Below are 14,288 nucleotides of genomic sequence, written 5' to 3'. Positions count from 1 at the left end.
TAATTCCGCGTCGCGGCGGTTCCACGACCAAGCCCTCGTCCAACATGGTTACCGAGCCCGGTCGTCCCGGGCCGCAAACCCAGTATTCCCCTTGGAATTTGTCGGGCAGCCATGGGATTTCGAGCCAAAATACGCTTTGGCCGCCTCCGGACGCGGGTCGGCTCTTCATCCCTCAGTAACGGCCCTTAGCGTTAAGAAAGCGTTGATCGGCCCGTTACAAGTCGAAAAGGTCATTTGGTCCGATCAGGAGACTTGCCGGTGATGCCCCATCCACACACCCGCCCAAAATGTATCCGTTAACCGCGACACGCGATTGCGCACGGCGGAGGGTAAAGGAATGGTAAAGATGAGGGCTTGGCCCACTCTCCTGCCCGACTTGAGCTGATTATGTCGTCCGGTTCGTCCACGCCATCTGGAACTGATTCGAAGCGTCAACGTGTTCTCCCGGTTCCCAAGGCCGCGGCGAACATGCGGACGTTCGAGCCGGATTCCTCGATCGTCTCCGACATCATCCCCTCGCCCAACCATGGCGAGCGCAACAAGGGACGGCAGCCGGACATGATCGTGCTGCACTACACCGGCATGCCCGACGTCGAGGGCGCGCTGGCGCGGCTGTGCACGGCGGGCACGGACGTGTCGGCGCATTACGTCGTGCTGGAGGACGGCCGCATCGTGCAATGCGTGCCCGAGGCGAGGCGCGCCTGGCACGCCGGCGTCTCGTCCTGGGCCGGCGAGGACGACGTCAATTCCTGCTCGATCGGCATCGAGATCGTCAATCGCGGCCACGACTGGGGCTATCCGGAGTTTCCGCTGCGCCAGATCGCGGCCGTGATCGCGCTGTGCCGCGGCATCATGCTCCGCCGCAAGGTGGCGGCGCACCGCGTGCTCGGCCATTCCGACGTCGCGCCGGCGCGCAAGAAGGATCCCGGCGAGAAATTTCCCTGGCATTCGCTGGCCAATTCCGGCGTCGGCCACTGGGTCACGCCCGCGCCAGTCGTGCGCGGCGAGAGCCTGATGCTCGGCACCATCAGCGACGAGGTGCTGAGCCTTCAGCAGGCGCTCGCCAGATACGGCTACGGCGTGCCGCTATCAGGCAAATACGACGCCGCGACGATGGAAGTCGTCACCGCCTTCCAGCGCCACTTCCGCCCGGCGCGGCTGGATGGGGTCGCGGATCATTCGACGCTGACGACATTGCAGGCGCTGCTGGCGAGCTTGCCGGCGGAGGGAACGGCGATCGCGTCGAAATAGCAGACGTCTTCGAGACTGTGACCTCTTGCTCCGTCATGCCCGGGCTTGTCCCGGGCATCCACGTCTTTGTCTCCGCGCACGAAGAACGTGGATGGCCGGGACAGGCCCGGCCATGACGGAAACTCAGTCCATCTCCCTCATCCTCCGCGCATAGAGCCGTCGCAACGGCTCGAGCTGCGTCGCCGCCGTCGCCGCGCGATACGCCATCATCGCCTCGTCCTTGCGCCCCAGCCGTCGCAACAGATCCGCGCGCACCGCGGGCAGCAGCTCGTAGCCATCCAGTCCGCCGCGCGCGGCAATCGCATCGACGAGATCGAGTGCGCGCGCCGGGCCGTCGACCATCGAGATTGCGGCCGCGTGGTTGAGCTCGATCACCGGTGACGGGTTGATGCGCAGCAGCACCTCGTAGAGCCCGGCGATCTGCGGCCAATCGGTCTCCGCAAAGCTCGGCGCGCGCGCATGCAGCGCGGCGATCGCGGCCTGGACCGCATAGGCCTGCGGCCGGCCGGGCACGCGCAAGGCGTCGTCCACGAGATGCAGCCCCTCCTCGATCTGCACGCGATCCCAGAGCGTGCGGTCCTGCTCTTCCAGCAGAACGATGTCGCCGGCCGACGTCTCGCGTCCGGCGCGGCGCGCATCGTGCAGCAACATCAAGGCCAGCAGGCCCTTGACGCCGCTGCGATCGGGCAGAAGCCGGTCGAGCAAACGGCCGAGCCGGATGGCCTCCGCCGCAAGATCCGGCCGCATCAGGTCTGCGCCTGCGGTTGCGACATAGCCTTCGGTGAAGACGAGATAGATCACGGCAAGCACGCCATCGAGCCGCGGCGCCAGCGCATCGCGCTCGGGCACTTCATAGGGGATGCCGGCGAGCCTGATCTTCTGCTTGGCACGGACGAGCCGCTGCGCCATCGCGTCTTCGCCGACAAGGAAGGCGCGCGCGACCTGTGCGATCGATAGCCCGCAGACGGTGCGCAGCGTCAGCGCGACCTGGACTTCGGGCGCGAACGCGGGATGGCAACAGGTGAAGATCAGCCGCAGCATGTCGTCGTCGAGCATCGCCGGCGGCTCGTCCGGCGTTTGCGCATTCAGCTCCAGCTCGTGCACCAGCGCCTGCTGCTTGCCGCGAAAGGCAATCTGGCGGCGGACACGGTCGATCGCCTTGTGCTTGGCGACGTTGACCAGCCAGGCGCGTGGATTGTCGGGCGCATCGCCCGCCGACCACCGCTCCAGCGCCACGGCAAAGGCCTCCTGGAGCGCGTCCTCGGCGAGATCGAAATCGCCGACGAGGCGGATCAGCGTGGCCAGCGCCCGCCCCGCCTCGTCGCGAAAGATCTTGTCGATGTCGGCAGGAGAGATCACTTGTAGATCATGACCGGCCGGATTTCGATCGAGCCCTCCCTGGCTCCGGGGATCCGCGCAGCCAGCCCAATGGCGGTGTCGAGATCCTTCGCCTCGACCAGATAGTAGCCGCCGAGTTGCTCGCGGGTCTCCGCGAACGGACCGTCGGTCGTCAGGGTCTTGCCCTCGCGCACGCGGACGGTGGTCGCCGTCGTGGTCGGCTGAAGTCCGTCACCGGCCTTGAAATGTCCGCTTTGGACGATGGACTGCGTGTACGTGCCGTACTCCGCCGACATCGCCTGACGGTCTGCCGGGCTCATCTTGTTCAATTCCGCTTCGTTCCGGTAGATCAGCAGCAGATACTGCATGGCTAGACTCCTGTTGTTCGGCTGGGTTGCCGACATCCAGTCGAACGGGGCGCGCACCAAACGACATCTTCAGGATAAATTATTCCCGGCAAAACGTGCGCGGCGATATCAGCTTGACGAAACCGTCATAAATGCCCATGCCTGCCCCGTCAGTCGGCCGGACGGCCGCTCCGGCAACGGCCGAAAGGCCGCCGGGGAGGAAAGTCCGGGCTCCCTTGACATGCGGTGCCGGATAACGTCCGGCGGGGGCGACCCCAGGGAAAGTGCCACAGAGAACGAACCGCCCGCCTTCGCCCCTTCGGGGCTTCGGCGAGGTAAGGGTGAAAAGGTGCGGTAAGAGCGCACCGCGGCTGCGGCAACGGAGCCGGCATGGTAAACCCCACCGGGAGCAAAACCGAATAGGGACGGCAAATGCGGGCCGATCGCGCAAGCGATAACGCCGCGGGGCGATGTCAGGCCCGCCGTCCGGGTAGGTTGCTCGAGGCCATGTGCGAACATGGTCCCAGAGGAATGGCCGTCACGTATCGTGCGCGCAAGCGGACGGTGCCCTACAGAACCCGGCTTACAGGCCGGCTGATATTCTAAAGCGTTTTCGAGCGAAGTGGGTTTCCGGTTCGCGTGAAGAAAACGCGTCTTGCTAAGAAAGTAACGGGGGGCTCGGTGTCAGCGCATCGGGCCCCTCACCATGTCTGGCAGGCCGCGGGTCAGGCAACGATCTCGTTCAACACACCCATCACCGCCTCCGGCGCGGTGACGTTCGGTGCATGACTCGCATCGAGCTCGAAATAGCGCCAGCCCTTCTCGCTCTTCGTACGCTGTGCGAACTGCCCGAACACATCGCCCGGCGGAATGCGCTTGCAATAGATATAGCTGCGCGGCATCGCCGGCTCGCCATGTTCGAGCCTCAAGCTGGCCTCGAAGCATTTGACCGGCATGGCGACGCGGCGGGCGTTGAGCCAGTCGAGATCGGCCTGCGGCGTATCCGGCGGCGGCGGGTTCGGCGGAATGCGATAGCCATCCGCGGAGGCCGCCGCCTTGCGCGCCGGCTCGCGCCCGCTTTCGTTGAGATCGAACAGCGACTGGCCGTCGCGCGGCACGAAGGCATCGAGATAGATCAGCTGCATCACGCGCTCGCGCGCGCGGTCGGCGACACCGGTCGCGACCATGCCGCCATAGCTATGGCCGAGCAGCACGATGTCGTTGAGGTCCTCGAACTTGATGACGTTGAGGATGTCCTGGATATGCGTCTCCAGATCGATCGCGGGATTGGCCAGATGCGCGCGTTCTCCGAGCCCGGTATAGGTCGGCGCGACCAGACGGTGGCCGGCCTGCGCCATCAGCGGATGCATCTTCTTCCAGGCCCATCCGCCGGACCACGCGCCATGGCAGAGCAGGAAGGTCTTGGGCGAATGTCCGGCCATCGGCGTTTCCATCGTTCTTGCTTGTGGGTGAAGTGTAGCGGGCGGCCGCGCGATGTAAACGCGCCCCGCTCAGGCCGCGCGCGTGTTCGCCTTCACGAGGACGGGCGCAAGCGCACCGGCCTCGCGCCGGAGCTTGCCGGCCTCAAAACCATGCATGCCGATCTGCCATTGCAGGCCGACGATGGCGCCCTTGGTCGGCTGCAGCAGCGCGAGCGAGGCGAACAGCGTCACCGGGAGCCAGACCACCAGTTGCAGCCAGACCGCCGGGGCATAGGCGGTCTCGACTGCGAGGATCGCCGGCACCACGAGATGGCCGACCACGACCATCACGAGATAGGCCGGAAAGTCGTCGGCGCGCTGGTGAAACAGCTCCTCGCCGCAATGGTCGCAGCTGTCCGCCACTTTCAGGAAACGGCCGAACGCGTGTCCTTCGCCGCAGTTCGGACACTTGCCCAGAAAGCCGCGCCACATCGCCTTCGACAGAGAGACTGAACCGGTTGCCATGACAGCACCTCTTCCTTTTCGCTGATCCATACAATAATATCTTGCATCCATACATTCAAAGGATATGGGCCTGAATTGCATGGATTGGACCCCTACAATCTCGGAGCTGAGCGGGCCGCGTTACCAGCGCATCGTCGAGGCCATGGAGGCCGACATCGCCGCCGGCCGGCTGGTGCGCGGCCAGCAATTGCCGACGCAGCGCGCACTGGCAAAAGCGCTCGGCATCGACCTCACCACGGTGACGCGCGCCTACACCGAGGCGCGGCGCCGCGGCATCATGGAAGCCCGCGTCGGACAGGGCTCGTTCGTGTCGGAGACCAGCGCGCGCCGCGCGGCCGACCTGCCGCATCCCGTCGCGATCGACCTCTCGATGAACGTACCGCCGCATCCGCTCGAGGCGCAGCTCGACGAGCGCATCATCGCCGGGATGGAAGCCATCCGCGCGCAATCGGGCCTGACGGCGCATCTCAACTACCAGCCGCCCGGCGGCAGCGCGCACGAGCGCGAGGTCGGGGCGCGCTGGATGCGCGCCCGCGTCCCGCACGCGAACGCCGACAGGCTCGTGATCTTTCCCGGCACGCAGACGATCCTGTTCAACCTGCTCGCTCATCTCGCCCGGCCCGGCGACATCGTGCTCACGGAAGCGCTGACCTTCCCGGGCATCAAGGCCGCAGCAATGCGGCTCGGCATCGAGCTCGTCGGCGTCGCCATGGATGATGGCGGCATCCTGCCCGATGCGCTGGCGAAGGCCTGCCGCGTCCACAAGCCGAAAGCCGTCTATCTCATCCCGACACTGCACAATCCGACCACCGCGACGCTTCTCCCCGAGCGGCGCAGCGCGATCGCAAAGATCATCCGCGATGCCGGCACGGTGCTGATCGAGGACGACGCCTACGGGCTGCTCGAACGCTCGGCAGCGCCGATCGCGAACCTCATTCCGGAGCGGACATATCTGGCCACTACGCTGTCCAAATGCATCGCGCCGGCACTGCGCGTCGCTTATCTCGTGACGCCCGACGGTGAAACGCAGCAGGCCATGCGCAGCTCTTTGCAGGCCACCGTCCAGATGCCGGCGCCGCTGATGGTCGCGCTGGTAACACATTGGATCGAGACCGGCATCGCCGATCGCATCATCACCGCCATTCGCAGCGAAGCGGTCGGCCGCCAGCAGTTGGCGCAGCGCGCACTGAAGGGCCTTCAGTTCCTGGCCAAGCCCGCTGCGCACCATCTGTGGCTGCGGCTGCCGGAGGGCCGGCCCGACGTCACCGCGCATCTGCTGCGGAATGGACTCGCGGTCGTCGCCGGCGATGCCTTCACCGTCGATGGAACGCCGCCGCATGCGGCACGTGTCTCGCTGGGCGCGGCGCGCAACAGGGCGGAATTGACGGAGGCGCTGCGCATCCTCGTCGGCGCGCTGCACAGGCCCGCCGACACGAGACAAATCGTCTAGCAAAAACCTATTGATGCTGACGGCGATGGCGCGGGCGAACAGCCGGCGTCGCGACGGACGGGTATGCCGCATAAGCATCGCTCGGTGCCGCCGTCTCGCCACGGGCCGCCCTGCCCGCCGGCGTGAGCTGGCCGCCATTGAGCACGTCGCGGTCGGGATGCGCGGCCTGATAGGCCGCAGGCTCGGAAAATTGCGCCTGCGCCAATGTCGGCATCAACGCCGCCGACGACAGCAGCGCGGCCGCGACGGCAATGTTCGTGCGAGTCATGGTCATTCTCCATCATCTCATTCGGGGACGGGCCAATCGAAGCGCATGATCGCGCAGGGCTGCCCCCGGATTGAAGTACGCCCATCATGTAGGCGCGTCTTCCGCGAACGCCCGCCCCTGACCCGCCCCTGGGGATCACGCTTGCGTGCGGTTTTGAAATTGACCTCTCCGGCCGCATCTGTGCTATGCGCCAAGGTAGACGCCAAGTGGCGATCGACCGTTCGACGTCGCCGCTAACGACAGGACATGATTGGTGGAAACGCTCACCTACGCGCTGCTGCTGTTCGGTGCATTGGCCGGCGGCTTCGTCTCGGGCCTGGCCGGGTTCGGCACGGCGCTGATGGCGCTCGGCATCTGGCTCTACGTGCTGCCGCCCTCGCTTGCGGTGCCGCTGGTGCTGATCTGCTCGGTGATCGCACAGACCTCGACGCTGCCGTCGATGTGGAAGAGCTTCGACCTCTCGCTGGTCTGGCCGTTCCTGATTGGCGGGCTGATCGGCGTGCCGCTCGGAACCATGATGGTCGCCTCCGCCGATCCAAAAGTGTTCAAGCTGAGCGTTGGCGTGCTGCTCTTGATCTTCTCGACCGCGCTCTATCTGAACAAGCGGCCGCTCGCCATCACGTTCGGCGGCCGGATCGCCGACGGCGCGATCGGTTTTGCGGGCGGCATTTTGGGCGGACTTGCCGGATTGTCCGGGCCGCTGCCGATCCTGTGGGCCAACATCCGCGGCTGGAACAAGCATGAGCGGCGCGGCATCTTCCAACTGTTCAATTTCACTGTGCTCGCCACCGCGCTGGTGCTGCAGACGGCGTCGGGCCTCGTTGCGTTCAAGGTGGTCTGGCTCGCAGCTGTCGCGTTTCCCGGCACGCTGATCGGCGCATGGGCCGGCGCGCGCGTCTATCACGCGCTGAGCGACAAGCATTTTGGCGATGTCGTGCTCGGCCTGTTGTTCCTGTCGGGTGCCACCCTCGTCTGGAACAGCATCGGCGCGCTTTAACCCTCTTCTCTCCTCGCGGCGAGCGCCATGCCGCCGGCGACGCCGACGCCGAGCACGTAGATCCAGCCCGCGGTGAAATCGAACAGATGCGTGTTGAACAGCGAGGACAGCATGTTCTGCACCACGACCAGCAGTCCGATCCAGCAGGCGAGCCCCGCGCCGCGAAACATCAGGAGATGTGCCAACCACAGCGCGTAGAGGATCAGGACGCCGACGACGCCCCACTGCACGGCAACGCTGAGGGTCTGATTGTGCGGGTTGCTGACGACCTCGCCCCGCAGCGGGTCGGTCTGCGCATCACCAGCCACGCTTGCGAACAGCCCGCGGATCGAGCCGGAGCCATGACCGAGCAGCGGCGCATCGGCGACGAAGCGCAGGGACTTCCGCCAATACTCCACACGCGAGCCCATGCCACTGACCTCGTTGCCGACGATGCTGGTCTCGTAGTCGCCGCTGAACTTGGCGACCGTCATGCGCAGATGCGGAGAGACGTTCCACACCAGCACCGCCAACAGCCCCATCGCACCGGCGGCAACCAGAGCCGCGCGCCAGCGCAGATGCAGCAGCGCAAACACCACGACCAGGATCGGCAGCGTCACCAGCGCCGTGCGCGAGACCACGATGAACATCATGTTGGCGAGAAAGCCGATCGCAAGCAGCGCGAACAGCACGGCGACGCGGACACGACCTGCGCGGAACAGCGCCACGACCGGATAGACCAGCGCGAGCGCACAGAGCGCGAATTCCTGGCTCTGGTCGATATAGTTGCGCACGGCGATCCCGCTTTCGACCTTGTAAGGCCCGCGCGACAAGTAAAGCTTCAGCGAGACGTTCGGATCGATCGCGACGACGAAGGAATACAACATCAGCAGCGCGCAGGACGCCAGGAACGCCGAGAAGACCCAATTGCCGTAGGGCCAGCGCTCGAATTGGTAGATCAGCAGCGGGATCACCAGCAGCTTTGCCGTTGGCCCGATCGCATGGATCCGCTCCGGCCAGGGCGCGTCCGACCAGAGCGTGCCCGCAGTTGCGAGGACGACCAGCGCGATCGGCAGCAGGCAGATCGGGCGGAGCAGCGAACGGGGGAATTCGCGGAGATCGACGAACGCAAAGGCGATCAGCCAGGGGATGAGCGCAAAAGTCAGCCCGGTCGTGGTCCACGGCAGCAGCAGCGCGATCAGCGCGACGAAGCGGGCCGGCGTGCGATAGCGCGCCGCCCAGATCGCCGAGAGCATGGATGCCGGCAGTTGCTCGTTCGTCACTCCGGTCATCGCACCCCTTCAGCCTTCCCCACGGCGCCCGCAAATTAGCCGGAGCCGTGGGGATCGAACAAGCCGTCGCTACGCAGGCTCGCGCACGGGTGGCACGGCCGGTTCGACGACCGCTGGCCCTACGACCTTCTCCTGCAGCGGCAACGCAAGGCGTTTGCTGAACTCGCGACGGAGCAACCAGACGCTCAGGGCGGCCTGCAGCGTCGTCGTCGCGATCGACAAATACCATACGTGCTCCATCCGGAAGCCGGGCCACGTCGAGAGCCAGATCGACGGCAGGGAATAAGTGAGGACCCGCATCGCCGAGGTCAACAACACCGGCTTTGTATTGCCGAGCCCCTGGAACATGCTGGAGCAGGTAAAGATCAGCCCCTGCGCCACCATGTTGAGCGAGACGATCCGCAGAAAGAGCGACGCGACCGCCATGGTCTCCCGGTCATTCGAGAAGCCGGCAAGCAACAGACCTGGCGCGAGCTGCGCGGTGATCAGGAAAACGACCATCACGGCAGTGGCAATAAGCGCTGCCTTGACGAAGGTCTCACGCACCCGCGCGCCATTGCCGGCGCCGAAGTTCTGGCCGGCGATCGGCCCTGCGGCGAGGGCGATCGCGAGCGCCGGCATCTGGAGCAAGCCAAGGAGACGCGTTCCGATGCCAAATCCGGCCTGCGCCGCCGGGCCGAAAACGCTCAGCACGTAATAGCCCACGGCCATGATGATGAAGACCATCGCGAACTCGCCGCCCGCCGGCAGGCCGACGTTGAGGATCCGCTTCCACTGCCGAAGCTGCGGCCGCCATTGCGCAGGATGAAACGCGACGTAACGCTCGAGCTTGAGGAAATACCCGAGCAGCATCAGCACGCCGATAAACACGGCGATCGAGCTGGCAAGTCCGGCACCGGCGACACCGAGCGCATGTCCGGTGCCCCAGCCTGTGATCAGGACCGGCGCCAGCGCGATGTTGATGACCACGGCCAGCGCCTGCACCACCATGCTCGGCCGCACGATGCCGGTCGCCCGCAATGCTGACGCCATCACTTGCGTGGCGAATTGCAGCGCCAGCGCCGGCATGAACCAGAGCAGATAAACGGTGCCGGCCTCGACCGTCGCTTCGTTGGCTGCAACCGCGCGCATGTAAGGGCGCGACAGCGCGAAGCCCGCGACCAATGTCAGCAGCCCGAACAATACCGACAGGACGACCGACTGGTTGAAGACCAGATTGGCGTCGCCGCGGTCCTTCCGCCCCACGGCGTGCGCCATCAGCGCAACCGTGCCGACGCCGAGCACCTGCATCAGCGCATTGACCAGAAAGCCCGCGTTGCCGGCCGCTGCGACGCCGGCGATCGCCGCCTCGCCCAGACCCGACACGAAATACAGATCGACGAGCTGGCAGATCATGATCGTGATCATTCCGACCACGATCGGAGGCGCCATGCCCAGGATGTGGCTCACGATGGAGCCGTTTGTCAGGTCTTTCATCTCATTCCATCCTTGGGCCGCGTGACAGCGGGAGTTCGTCCCACAGCCGTGCGTCTGTCACTCCGCTGCTGCGACGTGTCCGAGCTCCACGACCTGGCGCTCGAACAGGCCGCGATAAACGCCGCCGGGCTTGCCGGCGAGCATGGCGTGGGTGCCCTGCTCGACGATCTCGCCGCGGTCGAACACCAGAATCCGGTCGAGGCTCCTCACCGTCGACAGCCGGTGCGCGATCACGATCGAGGTGCGGCCTTTCATCAGCCGCTCCATCGCCTGCTGGATCAGTGCCTCCGATTCCGAATCGAGGCTCGACGTCGCCTCGTCCAGGATCAGCACCGGCGCATCCGCCAGGAAGGCGCGCGCCAGCGCCACGCGCTGCCGCTCGCCGCCCGACAGCTTCACGCCGCGCTCACCGACCAGCGTGCCGTAGCCCTTCGGCAGGCGCAGGATGAAGTCGTGCGCGTTCGCAAGCCGCGCCGCCTGCTCGATCGCCTCGAGGCTGGCGCCGGGCCGGCCATAGGCGATGTTCTCCGCAAGCGTACGGTGGAACAGGATCGGCTCCTGCTGCACGATCGCGATCTGGCTGCGCAGCGATTGCTGCGTGGCCTTCGCGATATCCTGCCCGTCGATCAGGATGCGGCCGCCCGTGACGTCGTAGAGCCGCTGCACCAGCTTGACGAAAGTGGTCTTGCCGGAGCCGGAGCGGCCGACCAGGCCGACCCGTTCGCCGGCACGGATCGTGACCGACAGGCCGTCGTACAGCGGCGCGCGATGGCCGCCATAGTGGAACGTGACGTCGTCGAACACGATCGCGCCGCCCTCGATCGCGATCGGCCGCGCGTCGGCGGCATCCGCAATCCCGATCGGCTCGTCATGGATCGCCACCAGCTCCTCCATGTCGTTGACCGAGCGCTGGAGGTTGTTGATGTGCATGCCGACGTCGCGCAAATACGCATGGATGACGTAATAGCTGGTCAGCACATAGGTGACGTCGCCCGGCGACGCATGCCCCGCCATCCACAGCAGCACCGAGCCGCCGATCACGGAGGCACGCAAGGCCAGCAGCACCGAGAGCTGGGCCAGGTTGGTGTAGTTGTAACGCAGCCAGGTCCGCCGCACGCGCACGCGCCAGCGGTTGATGACGCGGGCGAGCCGCGCGTCCTCGCGCGCTTCCGCGCCGAAGGACTTCACCACCGCATTGCAGGTCAGCGCGTCCGCCAGCGTGCCGCCGACCTTGGTGTCCCAGGCATTGGAGACACGCGCGGCCGGCGCAATGTAGCGCGTCGAGAACAGCACGGTCATCGTGACGTAGAGCACGGCACCGAGCGCGATCACGGCGCCGAGCGAGGCCCAATGTATCCCGAGCAGGATCATCGACCCGACCAGCACCAGCAGCGAGGGCGCCAGCGCCATCAGGATGGTGTCGTTCAACAGGTCGAGCGCCCACATGCCGCGGGTGACCTTGCGCACCGTGGAGCCTGCGAAGGAATTGGCGTGCCAGTCGGTCGAGAAGCGCTGCACGCGCATGAAGGCTTCCTGCGCGACCTCGGACATGATCTTCAGCGTAAACGGCACGATGGACTGGAGGCCGGTCAGCCGCAGCCCCATGGAGGCTGCGCCCAGCGCCACGATTCCGCCCAGCGCCACCAGCGCGGCGTGGCGTGCGGCGGGATCGGACGGGCCGCGCGTCAGGGCGTCGACCAGATGCCCCGAGAACACCGGCATGAACAGGTCGGCGACGGTGGCACCCAGCAGGCCGCCGGCCACGACGAGGGTGCGGCCCGGCTGCTTCAACCAGTGCCGGAACACGAAGGGCAGCACCACGCGAATCGCCGCGGGCTTTTTTGACAGAGCGGTCATGGCATCATCCGGCCGCTTTGGCGCGCGCCGGCTCCATCGATGGACGCAGGCCGGCCGCGAGGGCCGAGACGGCGTCAGCTAAAACTGGCTTTGACTTGGGAAGTTGAGCGATCGGGACCTGGGGCCCAATCGAAGCTGGCGGAAAGGACCTCTAGGAGGTCGAGCACACACCGAGCCAGAACATCATCGAGCACGGGCGCGCGATCTGCGAAAGCGACGAAATCATGCAAATCTCTCCCCGGTTCGAATGAATGAGGTACGCTTTATAGATGTGTCGTTTGTGATTTGCAACGGGGCCCGCGCGAGATCACGCACGAGTGTTGCAATTTGGTGCGGGGTGCCGTGGTGTGCACCGCCGCTCCCCCACTCTCCGCTGTCATGCCCCGGCTTGACCGGAGCATCCAGTACGCCGCAGCTTCTCTTTAAGCTACTGACGTCTCTGGAATACTGGATCGCCCGGTCAAGCCGGGCGATGACACCGATGGTGTAGCGTCAATGCGCGTCGCCGCCGCCGGCCATCGACGCCGGCTTTTTCAGCAGCGTCACCAGCAGGCTGAGGCCGAGATAGAACAGCGTCAGCATGAAGAAGGCATCGCCGAAGCTCATCACCACGGCCTGGCGGTGCACCAGCTGCGAGAGCTGCTTCATCGCCATCAGCGTGGAATCGCCGAGCCCCTGAAACTTCTGCATGAACATGGTCAGGGTTTCGGTCGCGGTGGCATTGCCCCAGGTCACGCGCTCCTGGAGGCGCGTGATGTGCAGGTCGGTGCGGTCGTTGAGCACGGTGTTGATGACGGCGAGCCCGACCGCGCCGCCGAGATTGCGCATCAGGTTGAACAGGCCGCTCGCGTTCTTCACCCTGTCGGGCGCCAGCGTGCCGAGCGCGATGTTGTTGGTCGGCACCATCGCGAACATCATGCCGACGCCGCGCAGGATCTGCGGCACCAGGAGCTCGTAGAAATCGTAGTCGCGCGTGATCCAGGTCATCTGGTAGGAGCCGATCGCGAACACGACGAGGCCGAACGCGATCATCCAGCGCATGTCGAACTTCACCATGAGACGGCCGACCAGCGGCGCGACCAGGAACATGGTGATGCCGGAGACGAACATGGTCTCGCCGATCATCAGCGCGCTGTAGCCGCGCACCTCGGCGAGATAGCGCGGATAGATGTAGGTCAGGCCGTAGAGGCCGATGCCGATGCAGAACTGCAGGAGGCAGCCGATCGCGAAATTGCGGTTGGAGAAGGTGCGCAGATTGACGATCGGCTCGGCCGCCGTGAAGACGCGCCAGAAGAAGGCGATCGCCGAGATCGCGCAGATCCAGGCGCAGATCGCCACCGACGTGTCCTGCATCCATTCATATTGCGGACCTTCCTCCAGCACGTATTCCAGCGTGCCGAGGAAACCGGCCATGAAGAGCAGGCCCCACCAGTCGAAGCGGTCGAGCAGCTCGAAATGCGGCTCGTCGAAATCCACCAGCGCCAGCACGCCCAAGGTGATGGCGATGCCGGGCACGACGTTGATGAAGAACAGCCAGTTCCACGACATCAGGTCGGTGATATAGCCGCCGACCGTCGGCCCGATGGTGGGAGCCAGGGTCGCGACAAGCCCGATGATGGGACCGACGATGTGGAATTTCGAGCGCGGGAAGACGGTGTAGGCCGATGCGAACACCGTCGGGATCATGCCGGCGCCGAGAAAGCCCTGCAGCGCGCGCCAGAGGATCATCTCCTCGATGGTGGTGGCGAAGCCGCAGAGCAGGCTCGACACGGTGAAGCCCGCGGCCGAGATCGCGAACAGCAGCCGCGTGCCGAAGGCGCGCGACAGGAAGCCCGACAGCGGGATCGCGATGACTTCGGCGATCAGATAGGCGGTCTGGACCCAGGAGACTTCGCTGGAGCTCGCCGACAGGCCGGCCTGGATTTCGCTGAGGGATGCCGAAACGATCTGGATGTCCAGGATCGACATGAACATCCCGAACACCATGATGATGAAGGCGAACAGCCGCTTCGGCGCAATGCGCTCCGAAGCGGGGTCCGCCATCATGGCAGGTGGAGCAGTCGTGGCGTTCGCCATGGTCTGACCTC

At 65.6% G+C, this 14,288-nt stretch carries 12 protein-coding genes and 1 other RNA gene; 4 read left to right on the top strand and 9 right to left on the bottom strand.

Annotation, left to right across the window (positions count from 1 at the left end):
- Nucleotides 1-468 precede the first annotated feature (468 nt).
- Nucleotides 469-1,251 carry an N-acetylmuramoyl-L-alanine amidase gene (locus AC1RUR_RS02530; protein ID WP_492840996.1) on the top strand — a complete coding sequence of 261 codons (783 nt, stop codon included), beginning with the start codon at nucleotides 469-471 and terminating at the stop codon, nucleotides 1,249-1,251.
- Between the two features lie 123 nt (nucleotides 1,252-1,374).
- Here the strand turns inward: AC1RUR_RS02530 and AC1RUR_RS02525 are convergent, their stop codons facing one another.
- Complete coding sequence (locus AC1RUR_RS02525; RefSeq protein WP_492841578.1) at nucleotides 1,375-2,607, bottom strand: RNA polymerase sigma factor; 1,233 nt, start codon at nucleotides 2,605-2,607, stop codon at nucleotides 1,375-1,377.
- A complete protein-coding gene (locus AC1RUR_RS02520) occupies nucleotides 2,607-2,957 on the bottom strand; it encodes a YciI family protein (protein WP_492840994.1) in 351 nt (116 codons plus the stop codon). Before AC1RUR_RS02520 ends, AC1RUR_RS02525 begins: the two co-directional genes overlap by 1 nt.
- Before the next feature lie 149 nt (nucleotides 2,958-3,106).
- Here AC1RUR_RS02520 and rnpB point away from each other — a divergent pair.
- Nucleotides 3,107-3,538: RNase P RNA component class A (gene rnpB, locus AC1RUR_RS02515), an RNA gene on the top strand.
- 123 nt (nucleotides 3,539-3,661) lie between these two features.
- Here rnpB and AC1RUR_RS02510 read toward each other — a convergent pair.
- Nucleotides 3,662-4,390 carry an alpha/beta fold hydrolase gene (locus AC1RUR_RS02510; RefSeq protein ID WP_492840992.1) on the bottom strand — a complete coding sequence of 243 codons (729 nt, stop codon included), beginning with the start codon at nucleotides 4,388-4,390 and terminating at the stop codon, nucleotides 3,662-3,664.
- A 57-nt stretch (nucleotides 4,391-4,447) separates the two neighbouring features.
- Nucleotides 4,448-4,912, bottom strand: coding sequence for a DUF983 domain-containing protein (locus AC1RUR_RS02505; protein ID WP_492840990.1), 465 nt, complete (start codon nucleotides 4,910-4,912; stop codon nucleotides 4,448-4,450).
- Between the two features lie 49 nt (nucleotides 4,913-4,961).
- On the opposite strand from AC1RUR_RS02505, the gene AC1RUR_RS02500 reads away from it, so the two are divergent.
- Nucleotides 4,962-6,332, top strand: a complete 1,371-nt coding sequence (locus AC1RUR_RS02500; RefSeq protein WP_492840988.1) for an aminotransferase-like domain-containing protein — start codon at nucleotides 4,962-4,964, stop codon at nucleotides 6,330-6,332.
- Between the two features lie 7 nt (nucleotides 6,333-6,339).
- Here AC1RUR_RS02500 and AC1RUR_RS02495 read toward each other — a convergent pair whose 3' ends face one another.
- The gene (locus AC1RUR_RS02495) at nucleotides 6,340-6,600 is read right to left on the bottom strand and encodes a hypothetical protein (RefSeq protein ID WP_492840986.1); all 261 of its coding nucleotides are present in this window, start codon (nucleotides 6,598-6,600) and stop codon (nucleotides 6,340-6,342) included.
- Between the two features lie 253 nt (nucleotides 6,601-6,853).
- On the opposite strand from AC1RUR_RS02495, the gene AC1RUR_RS02490 reads away from it, so the two are divergent.
- Nucleotides 6,854-7,597 carry a sulfite exporter TauE/SafE family protein gene (locus tag AC1RUR_RS02490; protein ID WP_492840984.1) on the top strand — a complete coding sequence of 248 codons (744 nt, stop codon included), beginning with the start codon at nucleotides 6,854-6,856 and terminating at the stop codon, nucleotides 7,595-7,597.
- On the opposite strand, the gene AC1RUR_RS02485 is transcribed toward AC1RUR_RS02490, so the two are convergent.
- The 4 genes from AC1RUR_RS02485 to AC1RUR_RS02470 all read right to left on the bottom strand — a co-directional run bounded on the left by AC1RUR_RS02485 (nucleotide 7,594) and on the right by AC1RUR_RS02470 (nucleotide 14,277).
- Nucleotides 7,594-8,868 (bottom strand): O-antigen ligase family protein, encoded by a 1,275-nt coding sequence (locus AC1RUR_RS02485; protein WP_492840982.1) that lies wholly within the window; start codon nucleotides 8,866-8,868, stop codon nucleotides 7,594-7,596. The genes AC1RUR_RS02490 and AC1RUR_RS02485 overlap by 4 nt on opposite strands.
- A 69-nt stretch (nucleotides 8,869-8,937) precedes the next feature.
- Nucleotides 8,938-10,344, bottom strand: coding sequence for an MATE family efflux transporter (locus AC1RUR_RS02480; protein ID WP_492840980.1), 1,407 nt, complete (start codon nucleotides 10,342-10,344; stop codon nucleotides 8,938-8,940).
- A 57-nt stretch (nucleotides 10,345-10,401) separates the two neighbouring features.
- Nucleotides 10,402-12,201, bottom strand: coding sequence for an ABC transporter ATP-binding protein (locus tag AC1RUR_RS02475; RefSeq protein WP_492840978.1), 1,800 nt, complete (start codon nucleotides 12,199-12,201; stop codon nucleotides 10,402-10,404).
- Between the two features lie 492 nt (nucleotides 12,202-12,693).
- Complete coding sequence (locus AC1RUR_RS02470; protein ID WP_492840976.1) at nucleotides 12,694-14,277, bottom strand: DHA2 family efflux MFS transporter permease subunit; 1,584 nt, start codon at nucleotides 14,275-14,277, stop codon at nucleotides 12,694-12,696.
- Nucleotides 14,278-14,288: the final 11 nt, after the last annotated feature.

The sequence above is a fragment of the Bradyrhizobium sp. GW821-FHT12B03 genome (assembly GCF_058807535.1).
The sequence above is the reverse complement of the archived record's forward strand: the minus strand, read 5'-3'. Positions and strand labels throughout refer to the sequence as shown.